This is a genomic window from Pedobacter sp. AW31-3R (assembly GCF_052180285.1).
Lineage (GTDB): Bacteria > Bacteroidota > Bacteroidia > Sphingobacteriales > Sphingobacteriaceae > Pedobacter.
Window position 1 is genome coordinate 1,079,462 of sequence record NZ_CP197475.1, and the last position, 22,965, is coordinate 1,102,426.

General features: G+C 42.3%; 19 protein-coding genes and 1 tRNA gene. 6 read left to right on the forward strand and 14 right to left on the reverse strand.

All coding sequences use genetic code 11. The features are described from left to right. Positions 1-486: 486 nt before the first annotated feature. Positions 487-948 carry a type I restriction enzyme HsdR N-terminal domain-containing protein gene (locus ACSBL2_RS04520; RefSeq protein WP_442590474.1) on the reverse strand — a complete coding sequence of 154 codons (462 nt, stop codon included), beginning with the start codon at positions 946-948 and terminating at the stop codon, positions 487-489. Positions 949-1,004: 56 nt separating this feature from the next. Here ACSBL2_RS04520 and holA point away from each other — a divergent pair, with 56 nt between their 5' ends. Together holA and ACSBL2_RS04530 are read left to right on the forward strand one after the other, a co-directional pair. Continuing rightward, the gene (holA, locus tag ACSBL2_RS04525) at positions 1,005-2,030 is read left to right on the forward strand and encodes a DNA polymerase III subunit delta (protein WP_442590475.1); all 1,026 of its coding nucleotides are present in this window, start codon (positions 1,005-1,007) and stop codon (positions 2,028-2,030) included. Positions 2,031-2,149: 119 nt separating this feature from the next. Continuing rightward, complete coding sequence (locus ACSBL2_RS04530; protein WP_442590476.1) at positions 2,150-2,554, forward strand: EVE domain-containing protein; 405 nt, start codon at positions 2,150-2,152, stop codon at positions 2,552-2,554. A gap of 109 nt (positions 2,555-2,663) precedes the next feature. On the opposite strand, the gene ACSBL2_RS04535 is transcribed toward ACSBL2_RS04530, so the two are convergent. Beyond that, a complete protein-coding gene (locus tag ACSBL2_RS04535; RefSeq protein ID WP_442590477.1) occupies positions 2,664-3,191 on the reverse strand; it encodes an acyl-CoA thioesterase in 528 nt (175 codons plus the stop codon). A gap of 77 nt (positions 3,192-3,268) precedes the next feature. On the opposite strand from ACSBL2_RS04535, the gene ACSBL2_RS04540 reads away from it, so the two are divergent. After that, complete coding sequence (locus tag ACSBL2_RS04540) at positions 3,269-4,756, forward strand: alpha-amylase (protein ID WP_442590478.1); 1,488 nt, start codon at positions 3,269-3,271, stop codon at positions 4,754-4,756. Positions 4,757-4,784: 28 nt separating this feature from the next. Here ACSBL2_RS04540 and ACSBL2_RS04545 read toward each other — a convergent pair whose 3' ends face one another. Both ACSBL2_RS04545 and ACSBL2_RS04550 read right to left on the reverse strand, forming a co-directional pair. Then, a complete protein-coding gene (locus tag ACSBL2_RS04545; RefSeq protein WP_442590479.1) occupies positions 4,785-6,050 on the reverse strand; it encodes a DUF5103 domain-containing protein in 1,266 nt (421 codons plus the stop codon). Continuing rightward, a complete protein-coding gene (locus ACSBL2_RS04550; RefSeq protein ID WP_442590480.1) occupies positions 6,050-7,966 on the reverse strand; it encodes an ABC-F family ATP-binding cassette domain-containing protein in 1,917 nt (638 codons plus the stop codon). Before ACSBL2_RS04550 ends, ACSBL2_RS04545 begins: the two co-directional genes overlap by 1 nt. A 156-nt stretch (positions 7,967-8,122) precedes the next feature. On the opposite strand from ACSBL2_RS04550, the gene ACSBL2_RS04555 reads away from it, so the two are divergent. Continuing rightward, complete coding sequence (locus ACSBL2_RS04555) at positions 8,123-9,157, forward strand: quinone-dependent dihydroorotate dehydrogenase (RefSeq protein ID WP_442590481.1); 1,035 nt, start codon at positions 8,123-8,125, stop codon at positions 9,155-9,157. A 72-nt stretch (positions 9,158-9,229) separates the two neighbouring features. Here the strand turns inward: ACSBL2_RS04555 and ACSBL2_RS04560 are convergent, their stop codons facing one another. From ACSBL2_RS04560 to ACSBL2_RS04570, 3 genes are all read right to left on the reverse strand, one after another. After that, positions 9,230-9,412: a spore protein gene (locus ACSBL2_RS04560; RefSeq protein ID WP_442590482.1), complete on the reverse strand. Its 183-nt coding sequence runs from the start codon at positions 9,410-9,412 to the stop codon at positions 9,230-9,232. A 35-nt stretch (positions 9,413-9,447) separates the two neighbouring features. Further along, positions 9,448-9,521: transfer RNA gene (locus tag ACSBL2_RS04565), tRNA-Cys, on the reverse strand. Positions 9,522-9,569: 48 nt separating this feature from the next. Then, entirely contained in the window at positions 9,570-10,319 is a 750-nt protein-coding gene (locus ACSBL2_RS04570; protein ID WP_442590483.1) for a TrmH family RNA methyltransferase, read from the reverse strand. Between ACSBL2_RS04570 and tamL the strand changes: the two genes are divergently transcribed. Beyond that, positions 10,310-12,697 (forward strand): translocation and assembly module lipoprotein TamL, encoded by a 2,388-nt coding sequence (tamL, locus tag ACSBL2_RS04575; RefSeq protein WP_442590484.1) that lies wholly within the window; start codon positions 10,310-10,312, stop codon positions 12,695-12,697. The genes ACSBL2_RS04570 and tamL overlap by 10 nt on opposite strands. Here tamL and ACSBL2_RS04580 read toward each other — a convergent pair. From ACSBL2_RS04580 to ACSBL2_RS04590, 3 genes are all read right to left on the reverse strand, one after another. Continuing rightward, positions 12,694-13,224: a hypothetical protein gene (locus ACSBL2_RS04580; RefSeq protein WP_442590485.1), complete on the reverse strand. Its 531-nt coding sequence runs from the start codon at positions 13,222-13,224 to the stop codon at positions 12,694-12,696. The genes tamL and ACSBL2_RS04580 overlap by 4 nt on opposite strands. Further along, positions 13,224-15,530: a patatin-like phospholipase family protein gene (locus tag ACSBL2_RS04585; RefSeq protein WP_442590486.1), complete on the reverse strand. Its 2,307-nt coding sequence runs from the start codon at positions 15,528-15,530 to the stop codon at positions 13,224-13,226. Before ACSBL2_RS04585 ends, ACSBL2_RS04580 begins: the two co-directional genes overlap by 1 nt. Positions 15,531-15,619: 89 nt before the next feature. Beyond that, the gene (locus tag ACSBL2_RS04590; protein WP_442590487.1) at positions 15,620-16,111 is read right to left on the reverse strand and encodes a TspO/MBR family protein; all 492 of its coding nucleotides are present in this window, start codon (positions 16,109-16,111) and stop codon (positions 15,620-15,622) included. 114 nt (positions 16,112-16,225) lie between these two features. Here ACSBL2_RS04590 and ACSBL2_RS04595 point away from each other — a divergent pair, with 114 nt between their 5' ends. After that, positions 16,226-16,786 carry an acyl-CoA thioesterase gene (locus ACSBL2_RS04595; RefSeq protein ID WP_442590488.1) on the forward strand — a complete coding sequence of 187 codons (561 nt, stop codon included), beginning with the start codon at positions 16,226-16,228 and terminating at the stop codon, positions 16,784-16,786. Positions 16,787-16,853: 67 nt separating this feature from the next. On the opposite strand, the gene ACSBL2_RS04600 is transcribed toward ACSBL2_RS04595, so the two are convergent. From ACSBL2_RS04600 to ACSBL2_RS04615, 4 genes are all read right to left on the reverse strand, one after another. Then, complete coding sequence (locus ACSBL2_RS04600) at positions 16,854-18,230, reverse strand: RagB/SusD family nutrient uptake outer membrane protein (RefSeq protein WP_442590489.1); 1,377 nt, start codon at positions 18,228-18,230, stop codon at positions 16,854-16,856. A gap of 17 nt (positions 18,231-18,247) precedes the next feature. Further along, positions 18,248-21,346, reverse strand: coding sequence for a SusC/RagA family TonB-linked outer membrane protein (locus ACSBL2_RS04605; protein WP_442590490.1), 3,099 nt, complete (start codon positions 21,344-21,346; stop codon positions 18,248-18,250). 411 nt (positions 21,347-21,757) lie between these two features. Continuing rightward, complete coding sequence (locus ACSBL2_RS04610) at positions 21,758-22,465, reverse strand: LrgB family protein (protein WP_442590491.1); 708 nt, start codon at positions 22,463-22,465, stop codon at positions 21,758-21,760. Continuing rightward, the gene (locus ACSBL2_RS04615) at positions 22,462-22,800 is read right to left on the reverse strand and encodes a CidA/LrgA family protein (protein WP_442590492.1); all 339 of its coding nucleotides are present in this window, start codon (positions 22,798-22,800) and stop codon (positions 22,462-22,464) included. Before ACSBL2_RS04615 ends, ACSBL2_RS04610 begins: the two co-directional genes overlap by 4 nt. Positions 22,801-22,965 lie beyond the last annotated feature (165 nt).

Genomic DNA, 22,965 nt, shown 5'->3' on the forward strand with positions numbered 1-22,965 from the left:
GGTATGCGGGAAAGAATTTTCTTCCTGTAAAAACTTGGGGTATGCTGTTTGATGTCTGGATAATTTGCCTAAAGGGGCGAAAGATTCAGACATCAAACAGCATACCCCTTTTTGTAAAATAACTGCTGTGAAACAATGATCCATAAACCTGTATGGGCAAATAGTATTCAGTTATCTCAACTGATTGTGAAAAGATGATCTATAAAATAAGTGTACACACCTCCATATCTACATACCTCAGCTGGTTTTGAATATAAACCCATATCACGGATACACACTTTTTCGGATAAAGACTGCTTCGTTTACCTGTATTTCTTTAAGCGTTCAATTTACCTCCATCCCAGGTGAGAAGAAATTCAAAAAATGAATCCTGTTGTTGAAAGGCATTCAAGCGTATTTCAGCGCTTGTCGGCCTGGAAACAATAGGATTCATTTTTCCGGCTGAAAGCCGTAGATGAAGCTTAGAAGACTCGCAGGAGAACCCAATTACAAATCCCTGTAGTCCGGCAGTTCCTCAAAAAATAAAAAAGATGATTTAAGGTGATCTATCTGTGCATAACAATGCTTCAGTCCATTGGTCACCACCAGCCATTTGGCTTTATGTACGGAATTGTATCTTGATGCCTGGTCAAACACAGCCTGGGAAATCTTCACCGAAGGTGCCTTACATTCAATCACCATGATGCGCTCACCGGAAGTATTAAAAATAACGATGTCAGTTCTTTTCTGCAATGCATTTAAATGCAGTCCCCCTTCAATCTGGATCAGAGATTTAGGAAACTTCCTTTCCTTAATCAGGTATTGGATAAAATGCTGCCTTACCCATTCTTCAGGTGTCAGCACCAGGTGTTTCTTCCTGATTTCATCAAAAATAAAATACTGCTCTTCTTTTAGGGTAATCCTGAAAGGATGATGCGGTAAATTAAGTGCTGTGGGATTAAATGCCATTTGTGCAAAAATAACCTTTAATAATTAATTTATAGCGGTTACATTTGGATAATTATATGAGTGCCTCCGATATTATAAAAGACCTTAAAGCAAAAAAGTTCAAGCCGGTTTATCTGCTGCATGGTGAAGAACCGTATTATATTGACCAGATTATTCACTATATGGAGCAACATATTCTGAATGATATGGAAAAGGGGTTCAACCAGACCGTTTTATACGGGAAGGATACAGATATGGCTACCATTCTGAATGCCGCTAAACGATACCCGATGATGTCCGATTATCAATTGATCATTGTGAAGGAAGCACAGGATTTAAAATGGGCAAAGGAAACTGAAGGAAGCAGTAAAGAAGCAGAATTTATTCAGAGTTATTTTGAAAAACCACTGCCCAGCACCATTCTGGTGTTCGGCTTTAAGTATGCAAATTTCGATAAGCGCAAGAAGCTATTCAAATCCATTACCAAAAGCGGATTGGTATTTCAGTCTGATCCGGTAAGGGATTATAAGCTGGCAGGCTGGATTGAAGACCTGGTCAAAGAAAAGGGAGCTAAAATAGCTCCGCAGGCTGCGGCATTGATGGCGGAATACCTGGGGACGGATTTATCCAAGATTTCCAATGAGCTGGAGAAACTGATGCTGAATGTCAGCAGGGAAACAACCATAGATACCGACCATATCCAGCGGAATATTGGCATCAGTAAAGAATATAACGTCTTTGAGCTGCAGAAAGCTTTGGCGGTAAGGAATGTATTGAAGGCCAATCAGATTGTCAACTATTTTGCAGATAATCCCAAAGCAAACCCTATGGTCATGGTGATGGCAAATTTAAACGCGTATTTCACTAAAATCCTTAAATACCATTACCTGCAGAACAAAAGTGAAGCAGCCAAAGAGTTGGGGGTTAATCCTTATTTCGTGAAGGACTATGAAACGGCGGCCAGAAGTTATACTATCGGCAAAACTTTTGATATTATCAGTCTGTTGCGGGAATATGACCTGAAGAGCAAAGGAGTGGACAGTACGGGGAATGTGACTGACGGAGAGCTGCTGAAAGAGTTGATGTTTAAAGTACTGCATTAATATTTAATCACTGCTTGTATTTACATTTTGCCATTTCTATTTATTTAACCACAAATTGTTCCGCTTTTATTAGTTTTGGTTACTGAAACCATCGAAGGAATTATATAAACAATCAACAAATGAACTACTTCTTAGTCAAGTCAGAACCTTTTAAATATAGCTGGGAACAGTTTAACAAAGACGGACGTACCTTCTGGGATGGTGTACGAAACTACCAGGCACGTAACAATATCAAATTGATGAAAGAAGGTGACTTAGTCCTTTTTTACCATAGCAATGAAGGGAAAAATGTGGTGGGCATCGCCAAAGTAGTCAGGGAATTCTATCAGGATCCTACAACTGATGATGCGAATTGGGTGGTGGTAGACCTGGTGCCTGTGGAGACGCTTAAAAATCCCGTTACACTGGAGCAGATTAAAGCCGAGGAGAGCCTTAAGGACATTTCCCTGGTACGTCAGGGCAGGTTATCAGTGATGGAGCTGAAAGCGACTGAATTTGATAAAATACTGGAAATGGGCAGTTAGGTGGAGGCTGAATCCTGAACATAAAAAACCGGATCATTTTTTAAGGTGATCCGGTTTTTTTATTTTTAATATCAAGCGTATTCTTTGCGCTCATGCTTCTTCTTTAAGTCTAAGCCTGTTCACCGAAGAAAAATGTTTTCAGTTCTTTTGCATCTTCAGCCTTCATCTTTCCGGCAAGGATCAAACGCAACTGTCTTCTTCTCAAGGCATCAGCATACAATTCAATTTCGTCTTCCGTCTCTGGTAACAACTCAGGAACAGGGATCGTCCTGCCACTCTGGTCAACCGCCACAAAAGTATAATAGGCCTGGTTGGATTTTACCCGCGTTCCGGAAGGGATATTTTCTGCCCATACATCCAGGCGTACTTCTACAGAAGTATGAAAAGCACGGGTGACTTTGGCCTCAATGGTAATTACATCCCCCAGTTTAATGGGTTGCTGAAAAGATACATTGTCTACCGATGCTGTAACCACAATCCTGTTGCAGTGTTTTTGTGCAGAAATAGCTGCAGCGATATCCATCCAGTGTAACAGCCTGCCACCCATGAGGTTATTTAATGTGTTGGTGTCATTTGGCAGGACTAATTCATTCATGATAGTGAACGAATTTTTTGGGCTTTTGGCGTTTGTACTCATAATTGCTGCAAAAGTAAACAAAATAGAATTAAACGCTGTTACTCTAGCGATTTAACAACAATTACGCTTACAAACTTATGGTCAATCAGACATTTATCCAATATTTTCACTGGTATTATAACGAAGAACAAAAATTATGGCAGAAGGCTATTCAGGAGTCTGGAAAACTGCAGGAAATGGGAATTACAGGAGCATGGCTGCCCCCCGCCTATAAATCAACAGAAGGGGCTGATTCTACCGGGTACGACTGTTACGACCTGTACGACCTGGGAGAGTTTGACCAGAAGAACAGTATCCCTACGCGGCACGGCAGCAAAGATGAATATCTTCAGGCGATAAATGCCTTACAGGAAAAGGGGATTATGGTAATGGCAGACATTGTCTTCAACCATAAAGCTGGTGCAGATGAACTGGAGAAAGTTGCTGTTCGCCGTGTCGATCCGGAAAACAGGGCTGAGTTTATCTCTGATGTCTTTGAAATCGAAGCCTGGACGAAATTTACTTTTCCGGGCAGAGGGGGCAAATACTCTGATTTTGTATGGGATAAAAATTGCTTTAGCGGAACAGACTGGGCTGAAGATTTAAAAGAAACGGCTATATTTTCTATCCAGAATGAATACGGCGAAGGCTGGGAGGAGGTACCTTCATCGGAACTTGGCAATTACGATTACCTGATGTTCAGTGATATTGAATTCCGGAATAAAGCGGTACGGGAAGAGTTGAAAAGATGGGGAGAATGGTATTATGAAACCTGTGGAATGGATGGGTTCAGGCTGGATGCAGTTAAACATATTGCTCCGGATTACCTGAATGAATGGCTGGACCACATGAGGAATAAGTTTAACAAGGACTTTTTCGTCGTAGGAGAAAACTGGGTGCTGGATGATGTGGCCAATCTGCGTTCTTACATAGACCTTACTGAAGGCAGGATGCAGTTGTTTGATTCTATGCTTCACCATAATTTTTACCAGGCAGGATTGCAGGGTGACCAGTATGATATGAGCAAAATATTTGTGGATACACTGGTGGAATCACATCCGCATTTGTCGGTGACTTTTGTGGATAATCATGATTCACAGCCCCTGCAGTCGCTGGAAGCATATGTTGACTTCTGGTTCCGCCCGCTGGCTTATGCCATGATCCTCCTGAGGGAACAGGGAATCCCTTGTATCTTTTATCCCGACCTGTATGGTGCAAAGTATGTAGATAAAGATCATGAAGGGCAGGACAGGGATGTGGAGCTGGTCTTTGTTGAGGGACTGCCGCAAATGACGCAGATACGCAGGGATTTTGCACATGGTTTCCAGCGCGACTATATTGATCATCAGAACTGTATCGGATGGACCAGGGAAGGAGATGAAGAACATGGGGATTCTGGTGTGGCCGTGGTCTTAAGCAATGGAGAGGAAGGCCATAAAAATATGGAAATAGGAAAAGGACATGCGGGACAGATCTTTATTGATGCGATCGGCGGAAGGGAAGATGAAGTAATGGTGAATGAAGAGGGCTGGGCTGAGTTTTTCTGTAATGCAGGAAGTGTCTCTGTATGGATCAGGAAGAAATAATCCCTATCAGAAAGAAAACTTCAACAGTTTATTTCTGCACGGTACTGATGGTTTGATAACCCACCAGTTCATACCAGCGACTACCGGGTTTGCGAAAATAAACAAAAGCCTGGTAGTTGTTCTCGGTTTCAAAGAACGACCCTTCCATCGTAGAGATACTCACGACACCGGTTTTGCTGTCTTTCCAGGCATACTGGTAATCATATACTCCCTGTTTTAAGTACAGATTCGCAGAAAACCTTTTTCTGTTCGCATCATAAGTCATCCTGTTTTCAGGGTTCAGTCTGAAGTTATTGAAACCGCCGGTGACATACAGTTCACCATCTCCCGGAGAGGCAACATCGATGCTGAACCATACTTTTGCATAATCACTGTCGGTATTGTTCTCCAGGTTATCCTGGTTACGGATAAAAAAAGCTCCGTCATCATCAATCTGCCGTGTATACTTCGGCGCATTTCCGTCTGCATCGGCGAATAAAGTGATCCGGTTCAGCGTATCCATTGTAATAGCTGACACATGCGCACCTTTATACCGCAGGCTGCGGATATCGAATTTGCGGAATTCATTTAATCCTTTAAAGTCGTTTGCATTTACTTCATTGTAGATTAAAGTACCAGGTTTAACATAGGTTGGTTTGGTATTCAGTTTGGAGGTCAATGCATTTCCATTTTGCATCAGCACTACTTTCAGGTCGTTGTAAGGATTCTGAATGGGCATCTGATGCGTAACCGTAAAGTTGATCTTCTGGTTGCTGGAGCGCTGGTTTACGTCATTGCTGGGCGTTACCTGCAGGTCGATGTTCACCTGGTTACTGCTGACATAAAAACGCTGTGAGCACACGGGCTTTTTCTGATCTCCTTCTTCATAAATCTTGAGCAGATAATTGCCGGGTATTTTGGGCTTCATCTGTTCATTGGGTATCTTCAGTTCATAATGCGTAAACTTCTGGAGCGTTTTGGAGGAGTAGGCATAATCTATAATCCGGTCCTCGCTTAATCCGTCCAGGTAATCGAGCAGGGTGACATTGGAAGGCTGCCAGTCGAATGTGCAATGTTCTATGGTGTACCAGTATTCTTTGCTTCCTCCATTGAGGTCATCAAAAGAGAACAGCAACTGCGCAGTTGAATTCAGCTGTATAACCGGGAAAGATTGTTCTTTTTGTGTATTGTAACACTGCACAGACTTAATCTGTGCAGTGTAAATATGGTTGTCATACTCAAACTGCTTCTGCTGTGCCCTGCACAGCTGCAGTGTTCCGAAGAATACGAAGAGTAATCCGACAATACGCTTCATCAGGCGGTTTCCAGTTCCATGATTTCTGCAGCAAGGGTTTCCCACTTTTGCTGTGCATCATCCAGCAGTGTTTTTGCTGCCTGATAACGTTTGTTCGCCTCTGCCAGTTTAGCCTGATCACTGTATACTTTTTCGTCTGCCAGTTCAGTTTCAATAACTTTTACAGTCGTCTCCAGCTCAACAGTCTCCAGTTCGATTTTTTGTAACTGGTCGTTCAGCTTTTTGAGCTGCTGTTGTGTATTTATGGTAGGAGGTTTCGGCTCAGCCTTTGGCTTGACTTCTTTTTCTGCTTTTACCGGGATATTTTTGGCCGGTGGAATAACCCTTTTGCTGTTCCAGACTTCGTATTCGGCATAAGTACCAGGATATTGTTTGATCTTTTCCTCTTCAATGAACCAGATTTTATTGGCTACATTATCCAGGAAGTACCTGTCGTGGGATACGGCAATAAATGTTCCCTCAAACTGTTGTAAGGCTTGGATCAGAATGTTTACCGATTGGATGTCCAGGTGATTCGTAGGCTCATCCAGGATCAGGAAGTTAGAGTCTGTCGTTAATGATTTCGCTAAAGCGACCCTTGATTTTTCACCTCCGGAAAGGACTTTAATCCTTTTGAATACATCATCTCCTGTGAAAAGGAAACAGCCCAGGATAGAGCGTAACTCCGTATCGGTATGTTTAGGGGCAAAAGCCTGCAGTTCTTCCAGAATGGTATTTCCCAGGTGAAGGGATTCCAGCTGGTGCTGGGCGAAGAATGTGGTGGTCACATTGTGGCCTGTCTCACAGCTACCTTCAAATTTCTCCACTCCGGCAACCATTCTTAATAAGGTCGATTTACCTTTACCATTGGCACCAATCAATGCGATCTTATCGCCTTTTTCAATAACAGCCTCTGCATCCTCAAGGATGTCTATATTGGGATATTTCTTGGTTGCATTTTCAATCCGGATCACGTGCCGGCCTGAAGGTTTCGTGAATTTGAAGCTGAAGTTGACCGTAGGGTTATCATCATCAACATCTTCCACACGCTCCATTTTATCCAGTGCTTTCATTCGTGACTGGGCCATCTTGGCCTTACTGGCTTTCGCCTTGAAACGTTCAATCAAACGCTCTTCCTGTTTGATCTTGGCCTGCTGGTTTTTAAACTCACCTTTCTGGATCTCTCCGCGAAGTGCTTTCTCTTCCAGGTAGAAGGTATAGTTCCCCGCATAGGTCGTTAGCTTTCCTTTGCGTGATTCTACTGTGCGGTTCACGATTTTATCCAGGAAATACCTGTCGTGGGAAACGATGACAATGGCTCCTTCAAAACCTGCCAGGTAAGTCTCCAGCCACTTGATAGAGGGTAAGTCCATGTGGTTGGTCGGCTCATCCAGCAAAAGGATGTCCGGGGTTTGCAACAGGATTTTAGCCAGCATGACACGCATTCTCCATCCTCCTGAAAAAGTATTCAGTGGACGGTGCTGATCTTCAGTGCTGAAACCAAGTCCCGCAAGAATCTCATTTGCCTTGTATTCAATGTTGTAACCATCCAGTGCTTCAAACTCCTGCTGCTTGTCACTCAGTTTATTCAGTACTTCTTCAGAGTAATCGGTCTCAATCTTTTTTAATAACACTTCAATTTCATCATGTATCTGGTTCTGGCGCTCGAAAGCTTCCATGGCCACATGCAAAATAGTATGGTGGGATTCGTAGGAAAGTAAATCCTGGTTCAGGTAACCAATTTTCAAGTCTTTGGACATAGAAACTGATCCTGAGGAAGGGGCGTATTCTCCTACAATTATTTTTAATAGGGTAGATTTTCCTGTTCCATTGGCACCAATCAGGCCAATTCTTTCTCCTGGTTTGATATGCCAGTTCGCTTCGTCATATAAAGCCCTGGAACCAATAAGGAATGTTAAGTCGTTTATCGAAATCATGTGGATGCAAAAATACGATTTTTACTGCGCATTTTATATTGACTGATAGTGGGTTCTGGGCAATTTCTTTAATTTTATTACAGGCAGCCTGCTTTTTTATGTGAAAAGATGATTTATCTCCTTTTTTATCCTTGAAATGGTTCCTATCTTCGCTGCATGTATCGTCTTATAAAACCCATTTTCTTCAAGTTTGAGCCGGAGAAAGTGCACCACTTTGTCGTTGAACGGTTGAATTGGTTTCATGACCATTTCCCTCTTGGTAAAACTATCCTGCGCAATAGCTTTGATGTCCGTGATCAGGCACTTGAACGGGAAGTCTTCGGGATTAAATTTAAAAACCCTGTGGGATTGGCAGCAGGATTTGATAAAAATGGAGAGTATGTAGAGTCGCTGAGTCATCTCGGCTTCGGTTTTATTGAAATTGGTACGGTTACCCCTTTACCACAGCCAGGAAATCCGCAGCCGCGGATGTTCCGTCTCCAGGAAGATGAAGCCCTGATCAACAGGATGGGTTTCAATAATAAAGGGGTGGATGTGGTAGCGGAAAGGTTACGTGCCCTGAAAGCAAAAGACCCCTCAATTGTTGTCGGTGGGAATATTGGCAAGAACAAAAACACGCCAAATGAGGAGGCAACCAGTGATTATGTGAAATGTTTTGACAAGCTTTTCGATGTGGTGGATTATTTTGTGGTGAATGTGAGTTCTCCGAACACACCGGGATTGAGGGCTTTACAGGAAAAAGGGCCGCTGACTGAGTTGCTGAATACGCTGCAGCAACGAAACAGCAAGAATGGGGTCTCCAGGCCTATTTTACTGAAAATCGCTCCTGACCTAACGAATGAACAGCTTGATGATATTATTGATATCGTTAAAGATGCGGGTATTGCAGGTGTCATTGCGACGAATACAACAATCAGCAGGGAAGGACTGGCGAGTGTAGCTGCACTGGCTGCGGAGACTGGTGGATTGAGCGGCAAGCCCCTGACCCTGCGTTCTACTGAAGTCATCCGTTATTTATCGGAGAAGTCGGGTAAGGCTTTCCCTATTATTGGGGTAGGAGGAATTCATTCCGTTCAGGATGCAAAGGATAAAATTGCTGCGGGTGCTGCATTGGTACAGATCTATACCGGGTTTATCTATGAAGGGCCCTGGCTGATCAGAAGGATTTGTAAAGCTTTATTGGGAAAATAGCTTATTGAAAGCTCATAAAAAAAACCGTTTAGCTGACTAAACGGTTTTTTTTATGCTTTTAACAGAAAGAAACTATGCTCTTGCAGCAGCAACTAACTGATCTAAAATGATGTTGTTTAATGCCAACTGATCTTTTTTAGATTGTTTTGAACGGCTTCCCAATTCGATGTTTGTAGCTAGTTTCAAAGTTTTAACTTCTAAACGTGAAGTTGTTTTATTCTTTCTGTCTTTTCTTTTTAATCTGGTAACTGCCATGGTCTTAACCTTTATGTTTTTAATTTATATAAATCTGGAGGTCGAGAGCGGATTCGAACCGCTGTACGAGGTTTTGCAGACCTCTGCCTAGCCACTCGGCCACTCGACCTGTTAAATTCAAGGCTGCAAAAATAGTAATTAAATATTAATATGCAATTTATTTTTGCAAAAATCTGCTGATATCTGCGCAAAAAATTGCGGCCGATACTGCAACGTTCAATGACTCAGCCTGTCCCACTCTGGGAATAGTTACCGGACGATCAATTAATTTGATCACTTCTTCAGTCACTCCCTGTCCTTCATTCCCCAGCACAACAAGTCCCTCGTTTCCCCATTTGGTCTCATACAAACTATTTCCATCCAGCATCGCCCCGAAAACCGGCAATTGTATCCCCTGTAAAAATTCCGGAAGGTTCTGGTAGCTGACCTTTACACGTGCCAGTGAACCCATGGTCGCCTGTACTGTTTTCGGGTTATACACCTCCACCGTATTTGCAGAACAAATTACCTGTTTAAAACCAAACCAGTCAGCCGTTCTGATAATGGTTCCCAGGTTTCCAGGATCCTGAATCCCATCCAGTACCAGTGAAAATGAGTTTTTTAAAGTATTTTTATCCAAATCAACTACAGGAGGGATGGTCACCACTGCAAGAATGCCCTGTGGGGCCTGTAATGCACTAATCTTTTCCAATTCGGTAGTGTTTACTTCAAATAACTTTATATTTGGCAATAGTTTAGGTAGTAAAGACTGGTATTGAGGCAGAAAATAGATGCTTTGAATCTGATAACTGGAGTGAAGAAATTCAGAAATTGATTTTATTCCTTCAATAATGAATACCCCATTCTCTTTACGGTACTTTTTTTGATGTAACGATTTTATAAAACCTATCTGAGATTTTGAAAGCATACGCTAATTATAAAAAGAAATTCAATTTTCCCGCAATATTACTATTTATTCTTCTTTTTGTCACTGCCTGTTCCTCTACAAAATTTATTGAGCCAGACCAGTCCATTGTAAAAAGTGTGGAAATAGACAGCATCCCGGATAAGTATAAAGAGGAGTCACTGAACTATATACAGAAAGATATTCGTCCCGCACCGAAGTTCAGTATCAATGTGGGTTTGTACAATACTTTTTATTCCCTTTTCAAAACTAAATCGGTAGGTAATCCGGCACCAGTTCTCGATAGTACACTGGTGGAAATTTCGCGCAACCAAATTGAAAAGTTTTTGATAAGCAAAGGATATTTCAAAGCTAAAGTGAAATCTGAAATCAGGGTGGATAAACAAAAAGCAGAAGTTGATTTTAAAGCCATTACGGGGCCTGCTTTTTTTATCAATAAGGTGAAGTACGATATACCGGATACTGCTGTCAGCAAGCTTTATATGGATAAGAAATCATTGTTTACCCACCTGAAGGAAGGAATGCAATATGATGATGATTCCCTGGCCTATGAGCGGGAGCAGATTTTTACTGTCCTGAAAGGAAACGGATATTATGAGTTTCTTCGCCCTTATGTGCGTTTTGAAGTAGATTCAGCCCTGAACAGCAGTAAAGCCAATGTCGTTTTATTTATTGACACACCGGAAAACAGGCCCAATCATGTGAAGTATGTGATCGGGCAAAGTAATGTGATTATTGCCCCTTCCACAGAAGGTTTTACGGATTCCGTAAAACTCAACCCACGTACTTTCCGGGGAATTCGTTATACCGACCTGTCCAAACGCTTCAGAAGGAACCCTATCCTGCGGTACGATTTTATTAAAAAAGGAGAGGTGTATGATGTGAATAAGGAAAACCTTACCTACGACCGTTTATATGAACTCAATGTGTTCAAAAACGTTAAAATTGATTACGTCAAATCGAAGGATACGGCCAATACCATCGAACCTGTTATCCTGCTAACCCCTCAGAAAAGAATGAGCAACAGGGTAGAGGGAGAGATTCCTTTTAATGCGGGTACCATAGGTTTTACCCTAAGCAATACCTATACCAACAACAATATATTCAGGGGGGCGGAACGTTTTGAATTCCAGGTTAAAGGTGGACTGCAATCCCGTGTAGGGCAGGGCGGTTCTTTTTTTAATGACATTTATCAGCGTGACTTCTCTGTGAGTTCCAGCTTGTCTGTTCCGCGGCTGATGGTGCCTTTTAACATTCCCATGATGGGGAAAAACGGGATTCCCTATACCACCTTTTCTTCAAGTTATGTTTATGCACTGCAAAAGGATCTGTTTGTACGCCGTGTGTTATTGAATTCGGTGAGTTACCAATGGGTGGAAACCAAATCCAAACTGCATTCCTTTACGCCATTGAATTTTGAGTACCGTTTTGGAAGTTTGCTGCTTGATACCTCAGATACACAAGCAGGACAGGCGGGAAAGCTGTTTCTCGATTCCAACCGGTATACCATCAATCTACTCGACAGGAGGCTGATTACCCTCGGTATAAAATATGCCTACTCCCTGAATGCGGATAAACTTTTACAGAACAAGTCTTTTATTTACTTCCGCGGAACGATGGATATGGCCGGTAATTTATTGAGTGCAGTCACCAGGCTTACCGATAGAAAACATAACGCTTCTGAAGGGGATTATGCCAGGTTTCTGGGATTGCCCTTTAACCAGTACATCCGGCCGGAAGTCGATATCAGGTGGTATAAAAGTTTAGGGGAAGACCGGCAGTTTGTAGCCAGGATCAATGGGGGAGTGGGATATGCCTATGGGAATTCTACAGCGGTCCCCTTTGAGAAACTGTTTTTTGCGGGGGGCTCCAACGGTGTGCGGGCATGGCAGGCGCGGACACTGGGGCCAGGTAAATACAACCGTGCAGAACGTTTACCTACAGAAGATGCAAGGAGAACCTTGTATGGGATTGACCAGCTTGGTCAGATGCGGATTGAAGCGAACCTTGAATACCGGTTCAGGTTAATCAATAATTTCTTTGGAGCCAAGCTTAAAGGGGCATTTTTCCTGGATGCCGGTAATGTGTGGAATATTTCCCCTGGAAACCCACAGCCTGAGACCTATTTCGACTTTAAAAACCTGGCCAATCAGCTGGGGGTAGGAACAGGAATGGGCTTCAGGTATGATGTCCAGTACTTTGTTTTCCGTTTTGATATTGGTTTGAAACTCAGGGATCCCCAGTTTCAGGGATCCGATCAATGGGTAATTGGCAAATTCTTTAGCGGTGGTAAGGAATTTAAGGAAGTTTATAATGCAGCAAATAGTCCGGATACTTACCGGTTCCTGCAATATAATTTCGGTATCGGGCTGCCTTTCTAAAAGACGTTTTTTAAACTGTCGAAAATGGTTTCGAAGAAAGTTGACAGGTTAAGTCCGTTGCTGTGGTTAAAATAAATAAATACCAGCAGGATGATTACAGCGAAGATAATCAGCTTTCTGAAAGCAAAAGCGATGAAGATCACCAGCAGCGGAAACAGTACCAGCCACAAGCTGTTAATGGTATAGGGATTTAAACTCCCGTCCTTTTTATACACATACAGCAACTTGCTGTGTGTACCATTGTCATTCTGGTGTTTGATGTAGACAAAGGCCGACCTTTCCAGCTGCAATGGCAATACTGCCACCCCATCATTGAACTTTGCTTGCTGCGTAAACCCACTGACACTGAAAGTGTAAAGTCCGTTGATCGATTCCAGTGGATTTTCAAGGGAATCGGTAGCGATGATCGCCAGTTTACTGTTCTTCAACAGGCTTTCTTTTACAATGAAATTATTGATATCAGCAGTCTGTGCAAAACCTGCAGCAGAAATCATCATCAGCATCAGGCAATAGTAGATTTTCTTCATTATTCTATAGAACGTTTATTATAAATAAGATACCCCAAATGTAGTAAAACGCCGTTTCTTTTTATCGGGTCATCATACAAATTATAGCTAAAACTAATGGGGCCAACCGGTGTATGGTAAACCAGTCCTGCCGTACCGGCATAATGGAAGCGGTTGAAGGTTCCTGTATTCTTGATCTGCTGGAAGCCATTCTGTTCAAACTCCTTGTAGGGAATAAAGGCATAAGCTTCAATCCTCAGGTCGAGATTACGGCGGAATTTGAAGATGTTTCTTAATCCCCCCGCCAGATAACTGCTTGCCCTAAACCTTTCCAAGAACAACGACCTGCTGTCCTGCAGTGGATAAAAAGCAGGTGCCACCAGCAATGTGGAATAATAGTTATGAAATAGGGGCTGATTGGAAATCACCCCTTCGACCAGATAACCCAGCGTATACCGTGATTTATGGAAGAAATAATTTTCATCGCTTATTTTAATATTCACCCATTCCCTGAATGTTCTCTTGATCATGATCTCACCTGCCGTCATGTTTTCCTGATCTGTGCTGAAGCGTGAGATATTGCCGGGAGTATAGTTCTCTTTGCCAGTGAAATAGTTCAGGCTCAGCAGGAAATTCCTTCCTTTTGTGGCGTACTGTTTCCTGTCCAGTGTATTTTGTTCGAAAGCCAGGGTAGATCTCCATCCGTTGAAGATGGTTTCATCCAGGATGTCGCCCGTGCCGAAAGTATTGTTAGGACTGTAATGGTCACTGTTGTTAATGAAGGAATTACTGAGGGTGATTTTGGTATTTTTATTCAGGGGAATACCCGCTTTGAGCTCTATTTTCCGGTCACTTTGTTCAATATAGGTAGGATTTGGGTTTTCAATGAAAATCTGACTCGTATTGTAATAGTTAAAGTGGTTGAATGTCATTTCCATTGCCAGGAAAAAGGGTAGCCGGCTGGGATAATCTATTCGACCCTGCAGCTGTGCAGATTCATAAAAACGTCCGGAATAGAAGTCTGCCCCAAAGGTATAGGCCTTGCGGTTAAGGTAATTATACTGGACACCCAGAAAAACATTGCTTATTGCCCTGGTGGATATATTGCCACCGACATCCAATTTAAGGCTCTTTCTTGGTTGGGCAAGGATCTCAAAGGTATAACCGTCTGATTTAGGGTCATAGGAAATCCTGGGGTAAATGGTTTCAAAAGTCTCATCTGCCACCAGTTTATAGTATCCTTGTTTAATGTCACTGAGGTTGAATGTTGCTTTATCTCTTTTAAATAACCGCTCTATATATCTTTTCTGCTGACTATTTACGCCTGAAACCGTCACTGCGTTAAAAACAAGATCAGGTTTTTTACTGTTGAACAGTGCCCTTTTATCTGCCAGTTCTTTGTCACTTACCCTGCGGCTGAGCTTCTGTTTAATCTGCGGCATTTCGGCCATTGTTGCCTCATAGCCCAGTTGGATTAATTCGGCAACAGGATTGAAATTACTGGCCGTAAAACCTTTTAGGTCTGGTTGGATGTAAACCCCATTTTCCCCTACCAGGGTAGAATCAGACTTGGACAGGAACATGAACATCATTAGTCTGTTCATGAGCCTTTCGTCACCGTTTTTTGGATATTCATTAAAATTCTTGGCAGATACATTTGCACCAATGATAAAGTCGGGCTTAAATTCTTTCTGCATCACGTCGGCAGGAAAATTATTATACAGCCCTCCGTCAAACACATACTTGTTGTCCAGTTTAATCGGCCTGTAAATGAGGGGGACAGTCATGGTGCCACGCACGGCCTCGGCCAGACTGCCATTTTTGACCATGATACTGGTCTGGGAAAAGATATCAGATACCATGCAACGGTAGGGAACAAACAGACGGTTGAAATCGTCTTTGGCTGTGGCTGAGGCCTGTGATAAAAGTTCAAGCAAAGCAAAATTCAGGGGAATATCGTTTACTATATTCGACCTGAAATTCATCCGCAATGCGGTATCGATAGACAGCTTGGCAGTAATAAGGGAAGCATTCGTGGAAGTTTTCTGAAAGTAAAAGCTGTAATCACTCTTGAACTTTCCGCTTACCCAATCCTGGAAATCGGAATTCAACGCTATCTTTTCGATTTCCTGAGGGGAATATCCTGCAGCGTACAATGCCCCTACAATTCCTCCCATGGAAGTACCGGTGATGTAATCTACGGGAATATTGTTTTCTTCCAGCGCTTTGAGTGTGCCAATGTGGGAAAGCCCTTTCGCCCCACCCCCGCTCAATACCACGCCAACTTTCTGTGCAGATAAATTAAATGCCCATAAACACAGTATCACAAGGAATAATCTTCTTGACAGGATCACCCTACTAAATTACAGGTTCTTTTGGAATTAATTAAAGCAATAGCGTATTAAGTTTCAAACAATTAATTCAGTATAAAAAAGCTATACGTTAGAAATGAAGCAAAACTTACCCATAAAAAATAAGGAATAAAAAGCAGGCCGGCAGTCTTGTCGATTTTATAGAAAACGACAGCATTGATGGCGATAGAGATCAGCAGGGCAAAGATTTCAATCAGCGCTGCCCCAATCTGGTGGCTATAAAAAAACAGGAAAGACCAGCCCAGGTTAAGGATCAGCTGGATGAAATAAATCGCTACCGTACGCGGGAAATGGATGATCTGTTTCCTTTTGATCCATACCCGGTAAGCCGAAATTCCAATCAGCAGAAAAAGTACTGACCATACCGGGCCGAATAACCAGTTTGGCGGATTAAAAGCCGGTTTGCTGAGGCTGGGATACCAGGTGTTGACAGATTTGACAGTGATCAGGCCTCCCAGTCCGGCGATGATATAGGGGATGAATAAATTCATCAGCAGTGGAACAAACTGGATACTTCTCTTTTCTGCGGCCATCATATTCCAAATCTATGAATAAACATGGTTTTTTAAGACGGGAATTTAAAGGAACCTTAACCCTCAGAAATTTGTGCAGGCAGTAAAAAAGGTTAAATTGCATTAAAAACGATTTTCATGGAAGATTATAAACCTGTTGCGAGTTCCCAAACCACACTTACTGAATTGATGATTCCTTCTTATTCCAATTTTGGTGGAAAAATCCATGGAGGAATTATCCTGAGCCTGATGGATAAAGTAGCTTATGTATGTGGTGCCAAACATGCAAACGGCTATTGTATTACGGCATCCATTGATGTGGTGGATTTCCTGGCACCGGTGGAAGTAGGGGAGCTGGTTTCTCTGATGGCCTCTGTAAATTATGTGGGTAAAACCTCTATGATTATAGGCATCAGGGTAATTTCGGAAAACCTGAAGAGCAAAGTGATTAAACATACCAATACCAGTTATTTCACGATGGTGGCTATTGGGGATGACAATAAGCCGAAGGAGGTACCAGGATTGATTCTGAAAAGTCCTGAAGATGTAAGGCGTTTTTCCCAGGCTTTAAACAGGAAAGAGCTGAAGAATACCTATAAAAAAGATGAAGCCATGATCAAGACCGTTTATGAGCGGGATAACTTCATGAAAGCTTTACAAAGGGAACGCTGTATAGTTGATCTGGTCAGGGAATCCTGAAGGCTCTACATAAAGAGGCGGCCATCTTGCGATGGCCACCTCTTCAGGGTATAAACAAACGAGAACGTTATTGGTAACCAGGATTTTGAAGCAGTTTGTTATTGGCATCAATTTCAATCTGCGGAATAGGGAAAACCAGGGCATTGGCATTCCAGGCAATGTTTCCCACATTGGTTTCTGTTCTTTTTGCATCATGTAAAAAGAAACCTTCAAAAGCAAGTTCGCGTTTTCTTTCCAGTAGGATATCATCGAGGGTAGCAGAAGTGGTGGTTAGACCTGCTCTGCTGCGGATGACAGAAAGATCTTCCAATGGCGATTGTCCCACTGGTTCGCCGCCATTGCGCTGATTGCTCTCCGCTCTGATGAGATACATTTCCGCCAGCCTCAGTATGGAAACATTCCCGTATCGATTGGCATATTTTGAAGTGAAAATATCACCATCATCATAGAAATTGTTGATACGGTCATCACCGGCTTCATATGTATTGGCTATCCATGTGGAAGAAATAACCGCATCTCCTCTTCCTCCATAGGTGGAGGATCCGTAAAATTCATTATAGCTATTGTATCCGGTAAGTGTATTTACCTGCATGGCAAAGATATCTTCAGGGGTATTGGAACCAGGTGTTGAAGGACTGCCAATTACAGGCCTAACAGGGAATGCCCCGCTATAGGTAGATGCCAGTCTGTAAACACCCGATTTAATCACTCTGTTTGCAGCGTCAGCTGCATTGACATAATCCCCCATCTGTAAATAAACCCTGGCCAGCATACCCGTTGCTGCATATTTTGTCGCAAAAAATCCATTCTTCTCTGGTAATAAGGATTCTGCTTCCATCAAATCTTTAATCACCTGCTCATATACTGCGGCAACCGTAGTGCGTTCTACAAAACTGGCATCGGTAATTTCTGTAGTAGGCGTAAGTATCAGGGGCACGCCAGGGTTAACGGCGGGATTTCCATCATTGTAGGCTCTTCCAAAAAGTCTTACCAGGTCAAAATGTGCAGAACCTCTGATGAATTTAGCTTCACCCTCCACCTTATCTCTTTCCCCTTCATCTACAATTGCAATAGCTCCCAGGACAAGATTGACATCATTAATGGCGTTATAACCATATCGCCAGATGTTGTTCACATAGGTATTGGTCTTCAGTAGTGACTTGTTACTGGCCTGAGTGGGTTCCTCAAAAGTTCCAGACCAATCGATGGCCTGGTTATCACCCATGAGATCAGCCATGAGAAATGGCCTTCCTCCGTAAAAATTCCTGTTTCCAAGATCGGAATAAGAACCGATGAGCGCGGCCTTCACATCCTGAGAAGTTTTCAGGGCATCCCTTTGTTCAATGTCATTCACAGGGGCTACATCTAAGACATTCTTGCAGGAGAATACTGCAACCGCAAGGATGGAAAGGAATAGTAAACGATATATATAAATCTTTTTCATAATATTTCTGTTTTGGGTTATAAACTAATATTTACGCCAAGGGAGATGACTCTGGGTTGTGGAGCAGAGTAAAAATCCACACCCTGGTTAATATTAGTGGCCTGGTAATCTGCGTTTACTTCCGGATCCCATCCGGTATACCCTGTGATAGTTAACAGATTCTGTGCTGTGGCGAACACTTTTAACCTGCTTACTTTTATTTTGTTCAGCAGTGCTGAAGGAACATTATAAGCTAATGTCAATGTTTTCAGGCGAAGGTATGAACCATTGGAAAGATACCTGGTAGAGGTACCAACACCATTTCCGTAACCGAACCGGGGCTCTGGAATGTCAGTGATATCACCAGGGGTATTCCAGTAATTCATCTGATCAACGGTCTGGTTATCAAAGCCGTTTGATCCATTCGCACTCATAAAGGTACCCCCGCCATTGAATATTTTATTGCCCTCAACGCCCTGAAAGAATACAGTCAATTCTACATTTTTATAAGAAAATGAGTTACTGATGCCGAAGGTATAAGTAGGGGCAGGATTACCGGCAAATATTCTTTGGGCCTCATTGATCTGATTTGTTGTTCCCCTGTTAATTGTTCCATCTTCGTTGGTGGTGTTCAGATAATATATAGCATCACCATTCGATGGGTCTACCCCGGCATATTCAGGCATGTAAAATACACCTATGGGCTGACCTGCGATAGCCGCATTGATTTCATTGGTATTCAATATCTGCCCGCCAAGGTTGGTGATTTTGTTTTTATTGTATCCCGAGGTAAAGGAAGTAGACCATTTGAATTCACCCCTGAAGTTTTCTGTATTGATACCTATTTCAAAACCTCTGTTGGTAAGAGAGCCTATGTTTTCATTGATGGTAGCGTAACCTGTTGTCTGTGGAATTGGCTTTTCCAGTAAAAGATCATTGGTGCGCTTTTCATAATAATCAAATGTGCCTGAGATTCTGTTATTGAGTAAACCGAAATCCAGACCGATATCGAGTTGTTTTGTTTTTTCCCATGTTAAATTGGGGTTTGAAATTTGCAGGGGAATTTGTCCTGGTAAACCACCATACGCTCCTGTACCACTATATAATGCTTTGGCAGCATAATTCGAAATTTCGGCGTTTCCGGTCAGACCATAGCTTAGTCTTAATTTTAATAAGCTGATGGCTTCAATGGGTTTAAGAAAATCCTCTTCTGAAGCAATCCAAGCTACCGATCCCGCTGGGAAGTTACCATAATTATTATTCACTCCAAAACGTGAAGATCCATCTCTCCGGATACTAAATCCGATTACGTATTTATTATCATATTTGTAATTCGCCCTGAAGAAGTAGGAGAGAAAACTAAAAGCTTCTTCTTCACTGTTCGCTGTAAGTTTATTCGCAGCGCTTTCTATTTTTTTATAGGCATCAGAAGGGAAATCGGCCCCTTCAAGTGTGCTAAGCTTAGTAGTTGATTTCTGATAACTGTTTCCTAAGGTCGCATCCAGTATTCCTTTTTCACCTATTGGAGTGTTATAGCTTAAAAAATTGTTAATGTTGGTATTCATAACTGTAGTGGAGATGTTGTCTCCGTTACCTCCGGAAGAACCTGTATTCCGGAAGGTTAAGGAACCATAATAACTTTCCTCATCCTGATTGGTATTGTCTACTGAAAATTCAGTGCTGAACTTTAGTCCTTTCAATAAGTTCAGGTTTGCAAATGCTTTTCCTACAGTACGGTAAGTTGTTGCTTTATAAAATGCATTGTCAACCGAAATAAATGGATTATAGTATACCGGAAAAACGGAAGCCTCACCGGGAAGTGTACCACTGACCAGTCCTGTACGCGGATCAATAAATGGGGTAATAGGGGATAAGGCTACTGCCTGGATAGGATTAGAGAAAGCATTATCATTGGAAAGTCTGTTGTTAATACTATTTGTGAAGTTCAGGTTAACCCCGACTTCCAGGAAATCTGTGGCTTTATTGGTCAGGTTTAACCTGCCACTGTATCTCTTGTAACTGTTTCCTACAATGATTCCGTTTTGGTCCAGCGCCTGACCACCAATATAAAATTTAGTTTTGTCTGAACCTCCGGTGAAATTCAAGTCATACTGCTGATAGGTTGGATTGTCCTGAAAAGCGGCCTTTTCCCAGTTGGAATTTACTTTGTAGGTCTGGTAATCGTCATTTCCAGCAGAATACCTGTTTAACCGGCCTTCTATATATTCCTCATAATCGGCAAGTGCTTCCTCCGGTGTACTAAAATCGCCGGCATTAAATTCAAGAATGGCGGCGCCTACACCGGCTCTTCGCATTAATTGTACATACTGTTCAGCATTTAAGAAATCCCTGTGGTTGGAAGGGGAGCTGATACCGCCTATTGCACTGAAATTGACGGCCGTTTTACCAGCTTTACCTTGTTTGGTCGTGATCAATACTACACCGTTGGCAGCACGTGAACCATAAATGGCCGATGCATAAGCATCTTTCAGGATTTCGATTGATTCTATATCTGTCGGATTTAAATCTGCCAATGGATTTGTCGGAGCAGTGGTGCTGGAAAGGTCGCCAGTACTATAGGGTATTCCATCTACTACATAAAATGGCTCACTACTTGCCGTTACGGAACCTGATCCCCTTACCCTGACGGTGATCCCCTGCCCCAGTTTACCACTTGTAGAAGATACCATGACACCGGCAGCCCTGCCCTGCATCGCAGATTCAAAACTCGTTACGGGTAAGTTCTCCAGATCTTTTGCCTTCACCTGGGAGATTGAACCCGTCACATCCTTCTTATTCTGGGTTCCGTACCCCACCACGACAATTTCTGATAAGTTGTTCAGGTCTTCTTCCAGTGTAACATTTAAGGTCAAACCTGTAACAGGTACTTCCTTCATTTTGTAAGATATAAAGGAGAAGACCAATGTTTTTGCCTGTGCGGGAACTATTAGTTTATAAACCCCGCTTGCATCTGTCTGTGTGGCAACCGAAGCTGAACCTTTGAGTCTGACACTGACTCCGGGAAGTGGCTCTGCATTGGCAGAGGTTACCTTGCCGCTGATTACCCTGTCTTGCCCAAAGGCAAAAATCAGGGTACAGCAAGATAAAATGAAAGAAATGAGTAGTTTTTTCATCATATGGTTTGAATTAGTTAATAGTTAGGTGTTTATGGTATACAAAATAGTGATTTTTTGTGTAGTATTTTGAGTTTTGTGGCAAAGATTATAAGGGTGGACTCAATTTTTCAAAAAGTGTATATTCCTGGTGGATAAAAATTGAATATTGTTTTATTTGGGTGGGTTTATAGCAAAAAATTGCTGATTTGATATTTTTTTGAGAAAAAAGCAAGTGGCTGTGTCAGATTTTCAGGCCTTTTTTACAGAGAGAAAGGGGAAGCTGGAAGTTTTTAGCTTATAATTTTTATGATTCCGCAGGGAAGGGCGGTACCGGATCCAAAAAATACAGCTGATGTTGAGGATCTATATAGGAAGGAATAGGCAAAGCGTCTGGGATACGGCTACTGTAGGGACACCAGGCGAATGCTTTTGTTAGAAAAGATGCAGATACCCCAATAATGCGAGAATATAGGGGGTTAGTATGGCGGTGAAAATGCCATTCATAATTAAGCCGAGACTGGAGAAGGCACCAAATGAAGGACTGATTTCCAAAGATTTGGAAGTACCAACAGCATGTGCTGCAGTTCCCATAGACAAACCCTGTGATACCGGATTATGTACTTTTGCCCATTTCATAAACTGATATCCGTAAATAGAGCCGAAGATACCTACCACAATCACAACAGAAGCGGTGAGTGGAGGAATACCACCTACTACTTTGGAAACTTCTATCGCAATTGGTGTGGTGACAGATTTTGGGGCTAAAGACAGCACGACTTCACGCGGAGCCCCCATCACTTTTGCCAGAAGTACTACACTGACAATACCGGCAACACAACCGGCAATTTCAGAGATCACAATATGAAGCGTTTGTTTCCTTATTTTTTCCAGTTGCTGATACAGGGGGACACCTAAGGCAACCACCGCAGGTTTAAGAAAAAAGTCGATCAGCCTGCTTCCCTCATGGTATACCTTGTAATCAATTTTGAAGACCGACAGGAAGACAATGATGATGACAATTGATACCAGGATAGGGTTGAGGATCACCAATTTTGTTTTTCGCTGCAAAACCTGCGCAAGGAAATAGACAACGAAAGTGAACGAGATAATAAATACATGCCCCTGTAAAAATGTATTCATAACTTTTTCCGGATCAATTGATGAACCCAGCCCGTTACGGCCAGGATAATAACAGTGCTGCCAAAAGCAGATACCAGGATCGCGAGTAAGGAGTTTTGGATCACATCCAGATAAAGCATAATCGCTACACCGGAAGGCACAAAGAATAAAGCCAGGTTCTTAGATAAAAAATCTGCAAAACCTTTCACCCAATGTAATTTTACCCAGCCCATTTTCAAAAACAAGGTAAGTAATAACATGCCAATGATACTGGACGGAAGCTGGATACCGGTAATGCTTACGATAAGTTCTCCCAAAGCGAGGCAACCAAAAATAATTACGCACTGAATAATCATTACTATAGGTTAAGAATTAATGATTTTGTTTAAAATCTGTTGTCTGTCAGCAGACAGATCACCGTCAGGCTAAAATTAGAAATAAATGTTTTAATGTGAGGGACAAATCGGCAACAAATGATGCATATCATAAAAAATTAAAGCCCCCATTTTTGAGAGGTCATG

What these genes read in the sequence shown, in the direction of transcription:
- ACSBL2_RS04580 (WP_442590485.1), bottom strand. Translation starts at nt 13,224, where the DNA reads ATGAAGAAAATCTACTATTGCCTGATGCTGATGATGATTTCTGCTGCA.
- ACSBL2_RS04610 (WP_442590491.1), bottom strand. Translation starts at nt 22,465, where the DNA reads ATGAATACATTTTTACAGGGGCATGTATTTATTATCTCGTTCACTTTC.
- ACSBL2_RS04605 (WP_442590490.1), bottom strand. Translation starts at nt 21,346, where the DNA reads ATGATGAAAAAACTACTCATTTCTTTCATTTTATCTTGCTGTACCCTG.
- ACSBL2_RS04530 (WP_442590476.1), top strand. Translation starts at nt 2,150, where the DNA reads ATGAACTACTTCTTAGTCAAGTCAGAACCTTTTAAATATAGCTGGGAA.
- ACSBL2_RS04595 (WP_442590488.1), top strand. Translation starts at nt 16,226, where the DNA reads ATGGAAGATTATAAACCTGTTGCGAGTTCCCAAACCACACTTACTGAA.
- ACSBL2_RS04555 (WP_442590481.1), top strand. Translation starts at nt 8,123, where the DNA reads ATGTATCGTCTTATAAAACCCATTTTCTTCAAGTTTGAGCCGGAGAAA.
- ACSBL2_RS04560 (WP_442590482.1), bottom strand. Translation starts at nt 9,412, where the DNA reads ATGGCAGTTACCAGATTAAAAAGAAAAGACAGAAAGAATAAAACAACT.
- ACSBL2_RS04540 (WP_442590478.1), top strand. Translation starts at nt 3,269, where the DNA reads ATGGTCAATCAGACATTTATCCAATATTTTCACTGGTATTATAACGAA.
- ACSBL2_RS04570 (WP_442590483.1), bottom strand. Translation starts at nt 10,319, where the DNA reads ATGCTTTCAAAATCTCAGATAGGTTTTATAAAATCGTTACATCAAAAA.
- ACSBL2_RS04535 (WP_442590477.1), bottom strand. Translation starts at nt 3,191, where the DNA reads ATGAGTACAAACGCCAAAAGCCCAAAAAATTCGTTCACTATCATGAAT.
- ACSBL2_RS04520 (WP_442590474.1), bottom strand. Translation starts at nt 948, where the DNA reads ATGGCATTTAATCCCACAGCACTTAATTTACCGCATCATCCTTTCAGG.
- ACSBL2_RS04545 (WP_442590479.1), bottom strand. Translation starts at nt 6,050, where the DNA reads ATGAAGCGTATTGTCGGATTACTCTTCGTATTCTTCGGAACACTGCAG.
- holA (WP_442590475.1), top strand. Translation starts at nt 1,005, where the DNA reads ATGAGTGCCTCCGATATTATAAAAGACCTTAAAGCAAAAAAGTTCAAG.
- ACSBL2_RS04590 (WP_442590487.1), bottom strand. Translation starts at nt 16,111, where the DNA reads ATGATGGCCGCAGAAAAGAGAAGTATCCAGTTTGTTCCACTGCTGATG.
- ACSBL2_RS04600 (WP_442590489.1), bottom strand. Translation starts at nt 18,230, where the DNA reads ATGAAAAAGATTTATATATATCGTTTACTATTCCTTTCCATCCTTGCG.
- ACSBL2_RS04615 (WP_442590492.1), bottom strand. Translation starts at nt 22,800, where the DNA reads ATGATTATTCAGTGCGTAATTATTTTTGGTTGCCTCGCTTTGGGAGAA.
- ACSBL2_RS04550 (WP_442590480.1), bottom strand. Translation starts at nt 7,966, where the DNA reads ATGATTTCGATAAACGACTTAACATTCCTTATTGGTTCCAGGGCTTTA.